The 15,433-nt window shown below is 63.5% G+C and carries 13 protein-coding genes; 2 read left to right on the top strand and 11 right to left on the bottom strand.

Going from position 1 to position 15,433, the window contains the following annotated elements; all coding sequences use genetic code 11:
• Positions 1-15 precede the first annotated feature (15 nt).
• Positions 16-768, top strand: coding sequence for a DUF2238 domain-containing protein (locus ACYQ3G_RS14350; protein WP_459826725.1), 753 nt, complete (start codon positions 16-18; stop codon positions 766-768).
• Positions 769-780: 12 nt separating this feature from the next.
• On the opposite strand, the gene ACYQ3G_RS14345 is transcribed toward ACYQ3G_RS14350, so the two are convergent.
• From ACYQ3G_RS14345 to ACYQ3G_RS14315, 7 genes are all read right to left on the bottom strand, one after another.
• Entirely contained in the window at positions 781-1,893 is a 1,113-nt protein-coding gene (locus ACYQ3G_RS14345; RefSeq protein ID WP_459826722.1) for an ABC transporter permease, read from the bottom strand.
• A 2-nt stretch (positions 1,894-1,895) separates the two neighbouring features.
• Positions 1,896-3,023, bottom strand: a complete 1,128-nt coding sequence (locus tag ACYQ3G_RS14340) for an ABC transporter permease (RefSeq protein ID WP_459826720.1) — start codon at positions 3,021-3,023, stop codon at positions 1,896-1,898.
• The gene (locus ACYQ3G_RS14335) at positions 3,020-4,735 is read right to left on the bottom strand and encodes an ATP-binding cassette domain-containing protein (RefSeq protein WP_459826718.1); all 1,716 of its coding nucleotides are present in this window, start codon (positions 4,733-4,735) and stop codon (positions 3,020-3,022) included. The genes ACYQ3G_RS14340 and ACYQ3G_RS14335 overlap by 4 nt, the downstream gene beginning before the upstream one ends.
• 2 nt (positions 4,736-4,737) lie before the next feature.
• Positions 4,738-5,715 (bottom strand): HlyD family secretion protein, encoded by a 978-nt coding sequence (locus ACYQ3G_RS14330; RefSeq protein WP_459826716.1) that lies wholly within the window; start codon positions 5,713-5,715, stop codon positions 4,738-4,740.
• A 518-nt stretch (positions 5,716-6,233) separates the two neighbouring features.
• Positions 6,234-6,953, bottom strand: coding sequence for a thioredoxin-dependent peroxiredoxin (gene prxU, locus ACYQ3G_RS14325; RefSeq protein WP_459826714.1), 720 nt, complete (start codon positions 6,951-6,953; stop codon positions 6,234-6,236).
• 213 nt (positions 6,954-7,166) lie between these two features.
• Positions 7,167-8,729: an ammonia-forming cytochrome c nitrite reductase subunit c552 gene (locus tag ACYQ3G_RS14320; RefSeq protein ID WP_028576767.1), complete on the bottom strand. Its 1,563-nt coding sequence runs from the start codon at positions 8,727-8,729 to the stop codon at positions 7,167-7,169.
• Positions 8,722-9,198, bottom strand: a complete 477-nt coding sequence (locus ACYQ3G_RS14315) for a cytochrome c3 family protein (protein WP_028576768.1) — start codon at positions 9,196-9,198, stop codon at positions 8,722-8,724. The genes ACYQ3G_RS14320 and ACYQ3G_RS14315 overlap by 8 nt, the downstream gene beginning before the upstream one ends.
• Positions 9,199-9,411: 213 nt before the next feature.
• Here ACYQ3G_RS14315 and ACYQ3G_RS14310 point away from each other — a divergent pair, with 213 nt between their 5' ends.
• Positions 9,412-10,104 carry a response regulator transcription factor gene (locus ACYQ3G_RS14310; RefSeq protein ID WP_459826711.1) on the top strand — a complete coding sequence of 231 codons (693 nt, stop codon included), beginning with the start codon at positions 9,412-9,414 and terminating at the stop codon, positions 10,102-10,104.
• Between the two features lie 530 nt (positions 10,105-10,634).
• Here the strand turns inward: ACYQ3G_RS14310 and ACYQ3G_RS14305 are convergent.
• The 4 genes from ACYQ3G_RS14305 to ACYQ3G_RS14290 all read right to left on the bottom strand — a co-directional run bounded on the left by ACYQ3G_RS14305 (position 10,635) and on the right by ACYQ3G_RS14290 (position 15,406).
• The gene (locus ACYQ3G_RS14305) at positions 10,635-11,675 is read right to left on the bottom strand and encodes an IS110 family RNA-guided transposase (protein WP_459822339.1); all 1,041 of its coding nucleotides are present in this window, start codon (positions 11,673-11,675) and stop codon (positions 10,635-10,637) included.
• A gap of 355 nt (positions 11,676-12,030) precedes the next feature.
• On the bottom strand, positions 12,031-12,303 hold the full coding sequence (rbp, locus tag ACYQ3G_RS14300; protein ID WP_459826709.1) for an RNA-binding regulator: 273 nt from the start codon (positions 12,301-12,303) through the stop codon (positions 12,031-12,033).
• A gap of 239 nt (positions 12,304-12,542) precedes the next feature.
• Positions 12,543-13,886, bottom strand: a complete 1,344-nt coding sequence (locus ACYQ3G_RS14295; RefSeq protein ID WP_459826707.1) for a sigma-54-dependent transcriptional regulator — start codon at positions 13,884-13,886, stop codon at positions 12,543-12,545.
• On the bottom strand, positions 13,883-15,406 hold the full coding sequence (locus ACYQ3G_RS14290; RefSeq protein ID WP_459826705.1) for an ATP-binding protein: 1,524 nt from the start codon (positions 15,404-15,406) through the stop codon (positions 13,883-13,885). Before ACYQ3G_RS14290 ends, ACYQ3G_RS14295 begins: the two co-directional genes overlap by 4 nt.
• Between the last annotated feature and the right edge of the window lie 27 nt (positions 15,407-15,433).

Below are 15,433 nucleotides of genomic sequence, written 5' to 3'. Positions count from 1 at the left end.
CGAGCAGGAGAAAACATGATGAAATGGATCCGCGGCATTTCCCATCAGTCCTACTTCCTCTTTCTGACGGCTCTCTTCTGCGTCGAGTTCGCCGTCCTGGCCGTCGATCCTTTCGACCGCAAGGACTGGATCCTGGAAAATGTGCTGGTCCTCGTTTTCTTCGTCTTCATGTTCTGGTCCGCAGGAAAGTTCCCCTTCTCCCGCATCTCCTACACCCTCATCTTCATCTTCCTGGGCATCCACGAGATCGGGGCGCACTACGCCTACGCCGAGGTGCCCTACGACGCCTGGTTCCAGGCCGCCTTCGGCACGACCTTCAACGAGATCGTCGGCTGGGAGCGCAACAACTTCGACCGCGTCGTCCATTTTTCCTACGGCCTGCTCCTGGCCTACCCCATCCGCGAGATCTACTTCCGCATGGCCAACGCCGAAGGGTTCTGGGGGTATTTCCTGCCGCTGGATTTCACCATGTCCACGTCCATGCTCTACGAACTCGTCGAGTGGGCCGCGGCCGAGGTCTTCGGCGGCGAGTTGGGCGCGGCCTACCTGGGCACCCAGGGGGACGTCTGGGACGCGCACAAGGACATGCTCCTGGCCAGTCTCGGCGCCCTCATCGCCATGGGCCTGACCATGGGCCTCAACATGTGGCTGCAGAAGGATTTCGCCCGCGAGTGGTCCCGGAGCCTGGACATCAAGCACCCCGAGCCCATGGGCGAGGACGAGATCGCGCGGCTTCTGGAAGGGAAGGAGTCGGGGCGGGCTTCGTGACGCCCGGCGCCGTCAGCCGAATTTGCGACGAAAGATGATCACGGCCGTGGTCAGGGTCACCATGGCGATGACGGCCAGGGGGATGCAGTTTTCGAGCACGAAGGCGAGGGAGACGTCCTTGAGGAAGATGCCCTTCACGATGACGATGAAGTGTTGGATGGGATTGATCCAGTTCACGGTCTGCAGCCACCGGGGCATGTTTTCCACGGGGGATGCGTAGCCCGAGAGGAGAATGGCCGGCATCATGAAGGAAAAGGAGCCGATGAAGGCCTGCTGCTGGGTGGCGCAGACCGCGCTGATGCACAGTCCGACGCCCACCAGCGCCAGAAAGTAGAGGATCGAGCTGGCGTAGATCAGGGCCAGGGACCCGGACAGCGGCACCCCGTACAGGAATACCGCGGCCAGGATGATGATCGAGGCCTGGAAGAGGCCGACGACAAGCACGGCCGCGGCCTTGCCCAGCATGATCATCTCCGGGGTCAGGGGGGAGACCAGCAGTTGCTCGAACGTGCCGTGCTCCCGCTCCCTGGCCACGGACAGGGCCGTGAGGATGAGGGCGCTGATGGTCAGGATGATGGGCACCAGACAGGGCAGGACGAACCAGCGGTAGTCCAGGTTGGGGTTGTAGCGGTTGATCACGACCAGGGTCGAGGCGGGCTGGGCACCGGCGGCGAGCAGGCGTTCGGCGACGAAGCCTGTGGTGATCTCCTGGATGTACCCGGCCGCGATCTGGCTGCTGTTGGACCTTCTGCCGTCCAGGAGCAGCTGAAGGGGGGCCGGGACGCCCTGGTTCAGCTTCCGGGAGAAATCCTGGGGGAACCTTGCCACGGCGATGGCCTTTTGCTCGTCGAGGGTCGGGGCGATCTGCTCCGCCCCGGTCAGATGCAGGATTTTCGTGAAGGCGGCGGCCCGGGCGAAACGCTGCTCCAGTTCGACGGAGGCGTGGCCGCCGTCCTCGTTGAGGACGGCCAGGGTGTTGTTTTTCACTTCCAGAGTGGCCGCCAGGGGGAAGAGGATGACCTGCAGGATGACGGGCATGACGACCAGGACGCGGCTCTGCCGGTCGGCCAGGATGGAGTGCAGTTCCTTGCGGATCAGCGCGGCGATGCGGTGCAGTGCGTTCATGTTCATTGATCCAGCCTGCGGGCTGTTTTCAGGGCCGTGAGGGCGAGAAACAGGATGCTCGTTCCGGTCAGGAAGGCGATGTCCGGCAGCAGGATCGGCCAGACGTCGCCGGCCAGGAAGATGGTCTGCAGGGAGCTGACGAAGTAGCGGGGCGGGAGGATGTACGTCAGCATCCGCACGGGCGCGGGCATGCTCGAAATGACGAAGAACGCGCCCGAGAGCATGGTGGCGGGGAGGAACGCCACGTTGAGGGTGGTCTGGGCGCTGTCGAACTGGCTGCGCATGGTCGAGGAGATGAAGAGGCCGATGCCGAGCATGCTCAGGAGAAAGACGGTGGTCACGAGGAACAGCGCGGCGATGGATCCTCGGAAAGGGACCCCCATGACGAAGACGGCGCAGAGCACGACCACGACCATGGAGACGATCCCGAGGGTGTAATAGGGGAGCAGCTTGGACAGGAGCAGCTCCGTCCGGGTCACGGGGGAGGCCAGGAGAGCCTCCATGGTGCCCCGCTCCCACTCCCTGGCCACGACCAGGGAGGTCAGCATCGCCCCGATGACGGTCATGATGATGGTGATGGACCCCGGAATGAGGTAGTGGCGGCTGACGGCGGCCGGGTTGAACCAGTAGCGGGTCTGCACCTCCACGCCCCGGACGGCCGTGTCCCCCCGGTCCCTCGCCCGGGTCTGCTGCCATTGCTGCCATGCGTTGCTGACGAAGGCCCCGACGAAATTGGCCGTGTTGGGTTCCGCCCCGTCGGTGACGACCTGCACGGGCGCCGTCTCGCCGGGGCTGTCCAGGAGCCGTGAAAAGTCGCGGGCCAGGACGACATAGCCGCGGATGTCCCCGTTCTCGAGCAGCAGGTCCAGCCGGGGGCGGCTTGCGCCCGTGATCTCGAAGTATGGCGATCCCGTCAGCTGGGCCGTGAACTCCGCCGCCGCAGGCCCGCCGTCCTCGTCGCACAGGCCCAGCCGCAGGTGGTCCATGTCCAGGTTGATGCCGTAGCCGAAGATGAACAGCAGCAGCATGGGCTGGACAAAGGCGATGATGGCGCTGCTGGGGTCGCGCAGGATCTGGCGCGCCTCCTTCCGGCACAGCGTCCACAGCCTGGTCCGGGAAAAGCCGCTCATGCGCGCTCCATGCGGGTGATCAGTTCGACGAAGGCGTCCTCCATGGTCGGATCGGGCAGGGCCGGTCCGGCCACGCCGGCCTTGAGGTCGTCGGGGGGGGCCAGGGCGATGAGCCGGCCCTGGAAAATGAGGCCGATGCGGTCGCAGTATTCGGCTTCGTCCATGAAATGTGTCGTGACCATGATCGTCACCCCCTTCTCGACCATCCCATTGATATGATTCCAGAATTCGCGCCGGGTCACGGGGTCGACCCCGGAGGTCGGCTCGTCGAGGAAGAGGATGTCCGGCTCGTGCATGGCCGCGCAGGCCAGGGCGATGCGCTGCTTGAAGCCCAGGGACAGGTCTTCGGTGCGGGCGTCGAGAAACGGCTGGAGGTGAAAGGACTCGACCATCCCGTCGACGGCCGTGCGTCGGCGTCCGCCGGCCAGTCCGTAGACCCCGGAGAAGAAATCGAGGTTCTGCCGGACGGTGAGCTGGCCGTAGAGGGAAAATTTCTGGGCCATGTACCCGAGCCGCTGCCTGGCCTTGGCGGGGCTGTGGGCCAGGTCGATGCCCATGACCTCGGCCCGGCCGGAAGTGGGGGCCAGCAACCCGCACATCATCTTGAAGGTCGTGGATTTTCCCGCCCCGTTGGGCCCCAGCAGCCCGAAGATCTCGCCCTGGCGCACCGAGAAGGTGACGCGGTCCGTGGCCGTGAAGTCCCCGAAACGCTTGGTCAGGTCCGCGGCCCTGATCAGCTCTTCCTCGCTTCTCTCCCGCGCGGGCATGGCCCGGGCCAGGGCCGATTCCCCGCCCGGCCCGCCTCCCAGGAGATCGACGAAGGCGTCTTCGAAGCGCGGGGGCACCGGCCTCCACTCCGTCCGGCCGGGGATGCCGAGACTCCCGGGGTCGGGCCGGTCCGCGCCCTCGCGCAGCACGATGCGCAGGTTCGCGCCCTGGATGACCCCGTCGGTCACTTCCGGACGCTGCAGCAGACGGGCCAGGGCCTGCCGCCTGCGGCCCTCGACGCCTCCCAGATGCAGGCATCGCCCGCGCATGGGCGCCGTCAGGTCTTGCGGCTTGCCGGCGAAGAGCAGGCGCCCAAGGCTGAGCAGGAACACCTCGTCGCAGGCCTCGGCCTCGTCGAGGTAGGACGTGCTCCAGACAATGGCGATGCCCTGGCCGGCCAGTTCGCGCACCATGTTCCACAGTTCGCGGCGGGAGATGGGGTCCACGCCCACGCCGGGCTCGTCAAGCAGGAGCAGCGACGGTCTGCCGAGCAGGGCGCAGGCCAGGCCGAGCTTCTGCTTCATGCCGCCCGAGAGCTTGCCGGCCAGCCGTGCGGTGAACGGGTGCAGGCCCGTGAAGGCCAGCAGGCGGGTGAAGGCGCGTTCGCGCTCCTCGCCGGATACGTCGCGCAGATCGGCGTGCAGGGTGAGGTTTTCGATGACCGTCAGATCTTCGTAGAGGCCGAATTTCTGCGGCATGTACCCGACTTCGAGGCGCAGTTCGCCGGCCTGCGTCGCCGGGTTGCGGCCGAGGACCGTCAGACCTCCGGAGTCCGGGCGCATGAGGCCGGCCATGAGGCGCAGGAGGGTGGTCTTGCCGGCGCCGTCCGGGCCGACGATGCCCGTGACCTTCCCGGCGGAGATCGTCCCGGAAATGGCGGACAGGGCGGGCTGGTCCATCCCGGGGAAGGACTTGCCCAGGTCGTGGAGTTCGACGGCGGCCATGGTCAGTCCTTCAGGCGCACCGTGACAGGCATGCCTTGGCGCAGCAGGCCGTCGTCGTCGCGGACCACGACGCGGAAGCGGTAGACCAGGGATGTGCGGAGTTCCTCGGTCTCCACGGATTTGGGCGTGAACTCGGCCCGCGGCGAGACGTCGCCGACCTGGCCGTGGTAGGGTTCGGGGCGGGAATCGGTGTAAACCAGCACCTCGCGGCCGGGCCGGACAAGTCCCAGCAGCGGCTCCGGCGCGTAGGCCCGGACGCGGACCGGGTTGAGCAGGCTGACGGTCAGGGCCGTGGCCCCGGCCTGGACCATGCTGCCGGGCTCCACGGACCTGGTCAGCACGACGCCGGCCTCGGGCGCGGACAGGACGGTGTCGGCCAGGGTGGTGCGGGCCTGGGCCAGGGCGGCGCGGGCCGTCCCCAGGCCGGCCTCGGCCTGGGCGAGCTGTTCCGCCCTGGTGCCGGCCTCCAGGAGGTCGAGGCGCGCCCTGGCCTCGTCGCGGCGCGCCCGCGAGGCACGGAAGGCGGTGCTGGCGGTGTCGAAATCCTGGCGTGCCACGGCTCCCTGGCCCACGAGCCGCTGCTGGCGCTCGAAGACAAGGCGGGAGTTCTCCAGTGCGGCCTCGGCGGCGGCCAGGACCTTGCGCGCCTGCTCGATCTCCTCGGGGCGGTTGCCGTTGCGCAGTTCCTCCAGGCGGGCCGAGAACTGCCCGACCTGGGCCTCGGCCTGATCCAGGGCGTTGCGGAAGGGCTCGTCATCGAGACGGGCCACCACTTCGCCCGCCGCAACGGCGTCCCCCTCCTCCTTCAGAACCTCCCGCACCCGGCCGCTGACGCGAAAGCCCAGGCGCACTTCGCGGATGTCGATGTTGCCGTGGAATGCGGGCGCGTCGCCGCGTGACTCGGCGGTATGGGTTTTCCAGGCGTACCAGCCTCCCGCCAGGGCGGCCAGGAGGAGGATAGGCGCGATGAAGCGTTTCATGGATGCGTGTCCGGTTGAGGTTGCGGCGGGACGGAGAAGCCGGTCACGAGGCAGCGGTCGGTGGAGCGCTGCAACGCCGCTTCCAGCCGATCGGTCTTGGAGATGTCCGCCCGTTTGGGTGGCGTTTTGTGGTGGCGAACGAAGCACATGCGCAAATCAATACGCTGATTGTTTGTGGTAATCCATTGTTTGATGAGGAGTTGTGGGCGCGGAGTGCAGACAAAAGGGGGGTGGAGGTGCGGTCGCGGTCCTGTCGGTCCCTGGCCGGGGCCGTCGAAACTTCTTCGCCGGCCTCGTAATGTTTCCCCGTCGCCCCTGCCGGAGTGAAATCTGCTCTTCGGGCGGGACGCGACGGGGAAACAAACGATGCCCTGGCTCAGTCGGACAGTCGACGGCCCCGGCCAGGGACCGGCAGGACCGCTGCGACGGAGCGGTGGAGGAACAAAAGCAGGATGAGGTTCTCCTCAAATGCGAAACGCCCGGGAATCCGGGCGCTTCACTTGGGTGAGGAGGGGAGGTCAGTCGAAGGCCTTGTCCACGGTCCAGACCTCCCAGACCTTGCCGACCAGGCCGGGGCCGGGCTTGAGGGTCGGCTTGCCGGGGCGCCAGCCCGAAGGCGTGGCCTGGGTGCCCTTGCTTTCGCGCACCAGCTGGAAGGCCTGGATCTGGCGCAGGGTCTCGTTCACGTTGCGGCCCACGGGCGGCGTCAGGACCTCGAAGGCCTGGACGTTGCCGTCCGGGTCGATGAGGAAGCGGCCGCGCACGTCAACGCCGCCGGCCTCGTCGTAGATGCCGTACATCCTGCCGACATTGCCGCCGCCGTCGGACAGCATGGGGAAGGGCACGGTCTTCGCCGTGATCATTTTGGAAAGCTCGTCGTCGACCCACATCTTGTGCACGAACATGCTGTCCGTGCTCATGGACAGGACCTGCACGCCCAGCTTGGCGAATTCCGCGTGCTTCTCGGCGACCGCCGAGATTTCGGTCGCTCAGACAAAGGTGAAGTCACCGGGGTAGAAACACAGGACCACCCATTTTCCGAGGTAGTCGGACAGCCTGATGTTGACGAATCCCCCGTTGAAATACGCCGGGGCGGAGAAATCGGGGGCCTTCTTGCCTACCTGGATCATGGGGCGCGCTCCTTGGGTTGGTGGTGCCGCGGGTTGGGGTGTTGCCTCTGGTTCGTGTTCCACTTCTGAAGTCGGTCGGGTGCAGCCTACTGCCACTTCTTCTGCCATGAGCCGGACCTCCGGGGGTTGAGTCTATTGATGATAACGATAGTTTTTAACGAGAGTCATACGTATTTACTATCCTGTTTGGGGGAAAAGAACAAGGCTCGGCCGCGAAAAATCCGGCTGCTCATGGACGAATCGGGGTTCGCGGAACTGAAAACGGGGTTCCGGCGCTGTGCCGGAACCCCGTCGAGTGCAGTGATGCGGGAAAGGGCGATGTCAGCCGGCGGCCGGCTTGGGCACCAGGCGCCGGTTCTCGTCCCAGATCTGTTCGGACTTGGGCGTGAGCTTGAGGTACTTGAACCACTGGTGCTTGGTCATGTGCTCGGGGTCCATCTGCAGCTTGCGGCTGTGTTCCAGAATGGGCGGCACGAGTTCCTTGATGTCGCCGGACAGGGCCTGGGCCGTGGTGAAGGCCGCGGCCTTGATGGCGGTGTCCACGGCCTTCTGGCTGTACTGCTGGGACTTGGCCAGGGTGTCCAGGGCCTTGGTCGGGTTGTGGAAACCGACGCTGTTCTCGGCGGAGATGAGGTCCCAGAAGAACTGGCCCTTGCGGCACATTTCGCGGGCGTCGATCATGAGCTGGTCGTAGTCGGCCGGCTTCTCGCCCTGGAATTCGTTCGCCATGCGGATGGCTTCATGCGCCTTGACCGAGATGTCCTGGGCGACCATGAGCTGTTCCCAGACCTTGTCCTGAGTGTAGATGACGCGCTGGCGCAGGTAGTCGGGCGACTTGTCCGTATGGCACTGGCGGCAGGCCTTCATGTCCGGGTCCTTCAGCGGTGAGGTCCAGTGATGGTTGGACATCTTCTTCTTGCCGTCGAGGCGGGTGTAGCTCATGTGACAGTCGGCGCAACTCACGCCGGCCGCGCCGTGCACGCCGTTGTGCCAGGTTTCGTACTCGGGGTGCTGGGCCTTGAGCATGGGGGTCTGGGACACGGGGTGTACCCAATCCACGAAGTTGCCCTCGAAGCCGGGGGTCTTGGTGTCGCCGTGGGTCTTGTAGTAGGCGTAGATCTGTTCGGGGTCCTTGCCCTCGGCCCAGGGGAAGACGGGCTTCTTGGCCGGGCCGAAGCCCTTGTCCTGGAAATAGTATTCCACGTGGCACTGGCCGCAGACCAGGGCGCGTTGCTCGTTGCGCGGCAGGGTCTTGAAATCCTTGCCTTCGGCCTTCAAGTAGTCCTGCAGGGGCACGGAATAGAGGCGCAGTTCCATGTTGGCCGGGTCGTGGCAGTTGGCGCAGCCGATGGTGTTTTCGTCCATGTCGACTTCTTCGCGGAACTGGTTGAAATCCTTGGCCCAGAAGTCGTCGCCGTATTTGCCGATCCATTCGTTCATCTTCGCGCCCTTGCAGTTCCAGCAGGTGGCGGGCAGGCCGGCCTTCTCGTCGTAGCGGTTCAGGCGGTCGATGTTCAGGATGTCCTTCATGGCGTAGGTGTGGCCGCGGGCGGCGCGGTATTCGTAGCTGAAGGGGTAGCCGAGCCAGAGGTTCTTCAGGTAGGGCTGGGCGTGCTTGTAGCCTTCAGGCAGCGGATGGACGTTGTCGTGTTTGTTGTACGGCACGGACCCGCCGTATTCGGTCATGATCGTCGATTCGTTGTTGCGCAGGTAGGTTTCGTAGTGCAGCGGGAATTCGGCCTTGAAGGCGGAATTCTTGATTTCGTCGGATTTGAGCTTGGTCTTGAATTCAGGGGTCTTGGGCTCGGTGACGTCGGAACAGGCGGCCAAGGCCAGGGACATGCCCACGGCCAGCATGATGAAAAGTGTTCTGGTGCTACGCATCGGCGGCGCTCCTTTTGGCTACGGGGATTTTCGGAGTGTGGGGAACGTGACGGTGGCAGTCCGTGCAGAACGTCTTGCTCTGCATGACCACGGTGGACGTGGTCGCGCTGTGGCAGCGCTGGCAGTTCTCCTGGGTCACCGCCTTGGTGTCCTCTCCGGGGTGGATGAGGTCCGGGATGGTGCTGGTGACCGTGGCCAGGATGTCCCTGGTGCCTTCCTTGGCCTTGAACGGAAGCTTTGCGGCGAGGTTGTGCGGGGCGTGGCATTCGTTGCAGGCAAGTTCGGCGTGCACGGATCTCTTGTGCGTCAGCGCCGCTTCGGCCATGGAGTGGCAACTGCCGCAGAACATGGCCTGATCCGTGGCAGTCATGGCCAGGGCGGCCCCGACCGTTACCACGATGCCCGCGATGGCCGGGGGCAGCGCGAGCCGCCATCCGCGTCCACGGGATGCATCTTTCTTTTGGGTCATACTCCCTCCTGTACAGGTGCGTGAACCGGGTCCTTCACTGTGTCCGACCACATCCAGCTTGGTCGGGCTTCAAATATGTAGGCTCGATACCACAAAAAATCACGTTTTGGGAGTTAAAGTTGTAACAAAATTGAAACATGTGTATCGGATATGGCCGGAGGCTGCCGGTAGGCTGGCCTGAATCTTCAACAGCTCGGATTCTCAAGGGTTTTCATGACACGTCAGAGCATTCTCATCATCGATGACGACCAGGACATCGTCAAGACCGTGACCGCCAACCTTGAACTCGACGGCTTTGCCGTGCGGAGCGCGTCGAGCGGCGGCGCCGGCCTGGCGGCGGTGGAAGCGCAGGCGCCGGATCTTGTCCTGCTGGACCTCGGCCTGCCCGATATCGACGGCATCAAGGTCTGTCAGATTCTGCGCCGGGACAGCGATGTGCCGGTCATCATGCTCTCGGCCCGCGACACGGTGGCCGACAAGCTGCTCGGGCTCGAATGCGGAGCCGACGACTACCTGGTCAAGCCGTTCAACGCCCTGGAACTCTCGGCCCGCATCCGGACCGTCCTGCGCCGCGCGCGGCGCAGCGAGCCCGCGGCGACGTGCCGTTCGGGCGAGGTCTGCCTGAACTACCGCGACCACACGGCCACCATCCAGGACCGGGAGGTCGATCTGACCAGGACGGAGTTCGCCCTGCTCGAGCTTTTCGTCTCCCATGCCGGCGAGACCCTGTCGCGCGACTTCATCCAGGGCCAGAACTGGGCCGACTCCAAGCTCTACGCCAACAGCCGGGCCGTGGACGTGCACGTGCAGCGCCTGCGCAAGAAGATCGAGGAGAACCCCCAGACGCCGCGTCTCATCCTGACCATCCCCGGCGTGGGCTACAGGTTCGAGGCGACGCAGGGGTGACGGTCCGCTTCGGGCCGGGCCGTCGCGATGTCTTTGGAGGGGGATGGCGTCTTCGCCCATGAGCTGTGCGAGGCCGGAAAGGGGGACGGGAATCGGATTCCTGGTGTGCGGGGGGCAAAAAAAAGGTTCATCCGGGTTGAGCGTTCATGAGCTTGTAAGCCGCGACAGGTCAACTCTGGACGCGTTCGAGCAGGATGAATCAATGTGGAATCAGTCATGTATAGACCCGCCCTCAGTGTCAAAACATTTTGCAACAAACGAGAGGAATGCAGTCATGTATCCGGCATCTGGTCACTGAGACCGTGCCCTGATGAAATCCGCGCTTTGGAATCCAAACATTGCGACGGCATGTTTCTGCCGATGACGCTTCCGGAGTTTCCCAAAGCCGGTTCGACCGTTTGTGCATCATGTTTTGCGGCACTCCACAGGATGAGTTTTTTCGCGTTTATCCACAGTTGGCTGGCGCGGCCCTTGCGTGGGACATCCAAAAAAATGTCGCATAGCAAGGGCCGTGACAGCCCCGGCATATCTCAGTTCGTTGCCTTTGCTGCCTGATATTCCTCGCCTCGTGCCAATACCGCCCAGGCAATTCGAGCGGTTTTGTTCGCCTGAGCCACTGAGGCCACAAATTGCCCTCGTCGAGCAACCACTCCTTGAAGCCACGCCTTGCGTTTATCATTGGCTGTTTCCACAATGCCGGACCAAGCCCGGCAAACATTCCGAGCCCCCTGTATCAACAGTTTGCGGATGTATGTGTTGCCTCGTTTGGTGATGCCAAGAAGTTTCTGTTTTCCGCCGGAAGAATGCTCTCTGGGCGTCAACCCCAAGTATGCAGCAAGCTCTCTGCCGTTTTTGAACTGTTTGGCATCGCCCACATGGGCAACAAGCGCGGAGGCTGTCACTGGGCCAATACCAGGTACCTTCATCAGTCGAGTGCAATGCTCGTTGGCTTTTGTGATTGCCTCCATCTTGTGATCCAATTCGGCAAGACGTTCGTCAGCCTCATGGAGTTCTGTGTAGAGGTCGGAGAATAAATCACGAGCCTTGATGCTTAATCCGTTCTGAGGATCTTCCACAATTTCCGGTAAGCGCTTGCGTACATGGGTGATGCCTTGAGGCAAAATGATTCCTTTTTCGGACAGAAGACCGCGTATCTGGTTCGCAAGGGCGGTTCGGCTTTTGAGCAACCGCTCACGGACACAATGCCAGGCAGACATGTCTTGCTGCTCTTCAGTTTTGACCGACACAAAACGTGTTGACGGTCGTCCTGCGACTTCACAGATGGCCCGGGCATCCGCAGCGTCAGTTTTATTGTTGATAACGAACGGCTTCACGTGGCGAGGCGAAATCAAACCTACAGTGTGTCCCAGTTTCTGTATCTCCCGCCCCCAGTAATGCGCACCTCCGCAGGCTTCCAAGCCCACCGTGCAAACGGGAAGGTTGGCAAAAAACGCCAGAACATCCTTTCTGTTCAGCTGCTTGTTGAAAACGTCTTTTCCGTGCTTGTCCACGCCGTGCACCTGGAATTTATGCTTTGCGATATCAAGCCCAATACGGCATACTTGTTTCATGACCCGCCTCCCAGATTAAGTGTTTGGAGATACTCACTTATGGCACATTCGATGCCGTTATGCCATGGGCATATGGGGGGCGGGTCTATCCCATCATTGCGAGGAGTCTTCGACGCGGCAATCCAGTTTTTCACGGTCTTTTCCGGTCGTATTCCAGTGTACGTCGAGGATGGATCTCGCGCGTTGCCCGACCAGGCCGCGCCACGCTCGCGATGACGGGTCACTTGTGGTGATGCGCTCGGATCAACGTTCAACGACGTCAGTGGGCATCAGATGACGGTCTGGACGCTCTAACCGGAAGAGCCAAAAAAAAAGCCCGTCGGGGACGGGCTTCTTCGTGATCTGATGATGCGGCTTAGTAACGGGGACGGGACGGGCGGCTTTCGCGCGGCTGGGCCTCGTTGACCTTCAGGGCGCGGCCCTGCATGTCAGCGCCGTTCAGGGCCTGGATGGCCTTGCGGGCGCCTTCTTCGTCCATCTCGACGAAGCCGAAGCCACGGGAACGGCCGGTCTCACGGTCTTCGATGACGTGGGCGGAAGTGACTTCACCGTGCGGGGAAAACATGTTCCGCAGATCGGCATCGGTGGTGGACCAGGGCAGATTACCAACATAGATGTTCTTAGCCAAGACAATAACCTCAAAAGAAAAAAAGTAAAAAGAATATCCGTTTTCCTTCTGTAAACAGCTACCAGAAGGAGCCGGGCAGCGAAGAGGCGTTTCACATTATGCCGTTCACTCCCGTCAGGACCAGTGACGTCTAGGTGGATCGTGCATGAGTGTCAATGATTATTTTGTCGAGAGCAAAAAAAGATCGTCTGCGAACAGCCGGGCGAATCGCCACTTCCTCCCCGCAAAGAACCGCCCCGTCACTCGATGCCGTAGGCCTTGAGCTTGCGCCACAGCGTGGTGCGCGGGATGTCGAGCACCTGGGCCGTGAGGCTCTTGCTGTAGCCCGTCTTCTCCAGCACCTTCACGATGTAGCGGCGTTCCATCTCCTCCAGGGTCGGCAGCCCGTCGCCCTCGATGGTCTTGAACTCCAGTTGCTGCAGGTCCCGCGGCAGGTCCTGGATGTCGATCTCCTCGTTGTCCGTCAGGGCCACGGCCCTCTCGACGATGTTCTCCAGTTCGCGCACGTTGCCAGGATAGCTGTAGCAGCACAGAAGCTGCAGAGCCTGGGGCTTGATGCCGCTGATCTGCTTGTGGAAGGCCAGGCTGTACTTCTCGGTGAAATGGCGCACCAGCAGCGGGATGTCCTCACGGCGGTCGGCCAGGGGCGGCAGGCACAGGGAGACGACGTTGAGCCGGAAGTAGAGGTCCTCGCGGAAGGCCCCGATCTCCACCTCGTGCTTGAGGTCCTTGTTCGTGGCCGCGATGATGCGGATATCCAGGTCGATGGGCTTGGTGCCGCCGACGCGCAGGATGCGCCGCTCCTGGATGACGTGCAAAAGCTTGACCTGCATGGGCAGGGGCATCTCGCCGATTTCGTCCAGGAAGACCGTACCCCCGGCAGCAGCCTCCAGCAGCCCGACCTTGGTCGCCGTGGCGCCGGTGAAGGCGCCGCGTTCGTGGCCGAAAAGCTCGCTGCTGATGAGTTCGTCCGTGAAGCCGCCGCAGTTGAAGGCCACGAAGGGGTGGTCGCGCTTGGGGCTGAGCTGGTGGATGGAGCGCGCCACCAGCGCCTTGCCCGTGCCGCTGCCGCCCTGGATGAGGACGTTGCAGTCCACGGGCGCGACCTTGCGGATCATGGCGAAGAGTTCCTGGATGGCGGGGCTGTTGCCGATGATGGCCGACAGCCCCGTGTCGCCCTTCAGGGCCTCGCGCAGCCTGATGTTCTCCAGGCGCATGGCGATCCTGTCCTTGGCGTTTTGGGCCAGGAGGCGGATCTCGGTCAGGTTGACCGGCTTGCAGACGTAGTGGAAGGCCCCGTTGCGGATGGCCTCGATGGCCGTGTCCACGCTCTGGTGGCCGGTGACGATGATGACCTCCGCCTCGGAACGCAGGGACTTGATGCGCGGCAGCAGCTCCAGGCCGCTGATGTCCGGCAGGCGCATGTCCAGGAACACGATGTCGAAGGGCAGTTGCACCATGCGTTCCAGAAAGGAACGCCCCATCATGAAGGCCTCGACCTCGAACCCTTCCTTGGCCAGGACCTGGCTCAGGCGGCGGCAGACTATTTCCTCGTCGTCGACGATGGCCACGCGCAGATTCATGCGCCCTCCTCCTCGATGTTCCTGTCCGTGTTCCTGGGTATCGGCAAGGTGACCACGAACTCGGCCCCCTGACCCTCCTCGCCGTGGACCTCGATGCGCCCGCCGTGGCGCTTGACGATGGAGTAGCTCACGGCCAGTCCCAGCCCCGTGCCCTTGCCCACCTCCTTGGTGGAGAAGAACGGTTCGAAGATCTGCTGCCGGATGTTCACCGGCACCCCCGGCCCGCTGTCGAGCACGCTCATGCGCACCTGCCGCTCCTCCCGGTCCAGCCGCGCCGAGACGCCGATCCGCCCGCCGGCGGGCGTGGCCTGGATGGCGTTGAGGAGCAGGTTGGTGAAGACCTGCTGCAGGTTGCGCAGGTTGCCCTGCACGCAGGGCAGGTCGTCCTCCAGCTCCAGTTCGAGCTGAATCCCCGCCACGTGGGCCTGGTTCCTGACGAGGCTGATGGTGCTCGACAGGACCTGCCCCGGCGGGAGGCACTGGAAGGTAGGGCTCTCGGTGCGCGAGAAGTCCAGCAGATTCTTGACGATGTCCGCGGCGCGCTCCGACTGGCTCAGGATGTCGCGCAGCATTTCCCGCCCGTCCTCGTCGATCCTCTCCCCGTATTCCTCGTCGAAGCTCTCGGCCGTCAGCGCGATGTTGTTGATGGGGTTGTTGAGCTCGTGGGCGATGCCCGCGGTGAAGGTGCCGATGGCCGCGATCTTGCGAGCCTGCAGCAGGTCTTCCTGATTGGCCTCCAGTTCACGCGCCATGCGGTTGAAGGCGTCGATGAGCCCCGCGACCTCCTCCAGGCGGACGCCGTCGTAGGAGATGGGCTTGAAATCCCCGCGGGCCACGACGCTGGTCATCTCGCGGATGACGTCCAGGGGACGCAGCAGCCCGCTGGAGATGAGCTTGATGAGCAGGATCATGAGCAGCAGGACGATGGCCAGGAAGGCGAAGGGCAGCATGGACGTGCGCTGGATCGTGTCGTGGATCCGGGCGCGTTTGATCTTTCTGTAGCGCTCGGCGGAATCGGTCAGGACCTTGCCCAGGGAGCGGAGGTTGCGCAGCTGGACGTCCCGGTCCCCCGGAGCGGAAGCCGCCCCGGCCTGCTGCGACGCGGGTGAGGTCAGCGCGATGATGCAGTTGCGGTAGTCGCCGGCGGTCTGCTGGAAGCCGTCGAACTCCTGCGCGCCGACCAGGCGCGGCAGGTCGTCCCGGAGCATGTCGATGAGTTCGTCGATGGCGTCCATGTTTGCGCTGATCTCCGTGAAGCTGAGGCGGCTGCCGTAGATCAGGTAGTTCTTCTCGAAGCGCCGCATCTCCAGGATGTTGTTCAGCAGGTCGTCGTAGTGCTCGCTCAGCACCATGCGCTCCATGACCGTCGACAGGTTCCAGTAGTTGAGGGCCGTCAGGGCGCCAGTGGAGAGGAAGGCGACGACGAAGACGATGAAGATCTTGCCCTTGATGGAGCTGAAATGGATCTGGCGGAGCAGGGCGTGCCAGGGGGAGGGTTGTGATGCCGGGCTGCTGTTCATGCCGGACTCCGTGGCTATCGTTATTTC

This window comes from Desulfomicrobium salsuginis (assembly GCF_054657795.1).
The sequence above is the reverse complement of the archived record's forward strand: the minus strand, read 5'-3'. Positions and strand labels throughout refer to the sequence as shown.

Excerpts from the sequence above, each read along its gene's own strand:
- ACYQ3G_RS14295 (WP_459826707.1), bottom strand. The coding sequence starts at position 13,886 with ATGAATCTGCGCGTGGCCATCGTCGACGACGAGGAAATAGTCTGCCGC.
- ACYQ3G_RS14345 (WP_459826722.1), bottom strand. The coding sequence starts at position 1,893 with ATGAACGCACTGCACCGCATCGCCGCGCTGATCCGCAAGGAACTGCAC.
- ACYQ3G_RS14320 (WP_028576767.1), bottom strand. The coding sequence starts at position 8,729 with ATGCGTAGCACCAGAACACTTTTCATCATGCTGGCCGTGGGCATGTCC.
- ACYQ3G_RS14340 (WP_459826720.1), bottom strand. The coding sequence starts at position 3,023 with ATGAGCGGCTTTTCCCGGACCAGGCTGTGGACGCTGTGCCGGAAGGAG.
- ACYQ3G_RS14290 (WP_459826705.1), bottom strand. The coding sequence starts at position 15,406 with ATGAACAGCAGCCCGGCATCACAACCCTCCCCCTGGCACGCCCTGCTC.
- ACYQ3G_RS14330 (WP_459826716.1), bottom strand. The coding sequence starts at position 5,715 with ATGAAACGCTTCATCGCGCCTATCCTCCTCCTGGCCGCCCTGGCGGGA.
- ACYQ3G_RS14335 (WP_459826718.1), bottom strand. The coding sequence starts at position 4,735 with ATGGCCGCCGTCGAACTCCACGACCTGGGCAAGTCCTTCCCCGGGATG.
- ACYQ3G_RS14350 (WP_459826725.1), top strand. The coding sequence starts at position 16 with ATGATGAAATGGATCCGCGGCATTTCCCATCAGTCCTACTTCCTCTTT.
- ACYQ3G_RS14310 (WP_459826711.1), top strand. The coding sequence starts at position 9,412 with ATGACACGTCAGAGCATTCTCATCATCGATGACGACCAGGACATCGTC.
- ACYQ3G_RS14305 (WP_459822339.1), bottom strand. The coding sequence starts at position 11,675 with ATGAAACAAGTATGCCGTATTGGGCTTGATATCGCAAAGCATAAATTC.
- ACYQ3G_RS14315 (WP_028576768.1), bottom strand. The coding sequence starts at position 9,198 with ATGACCCAAAAGAAAGATGCATCCCGTGGACGCGGATGGCGGCTCGCG.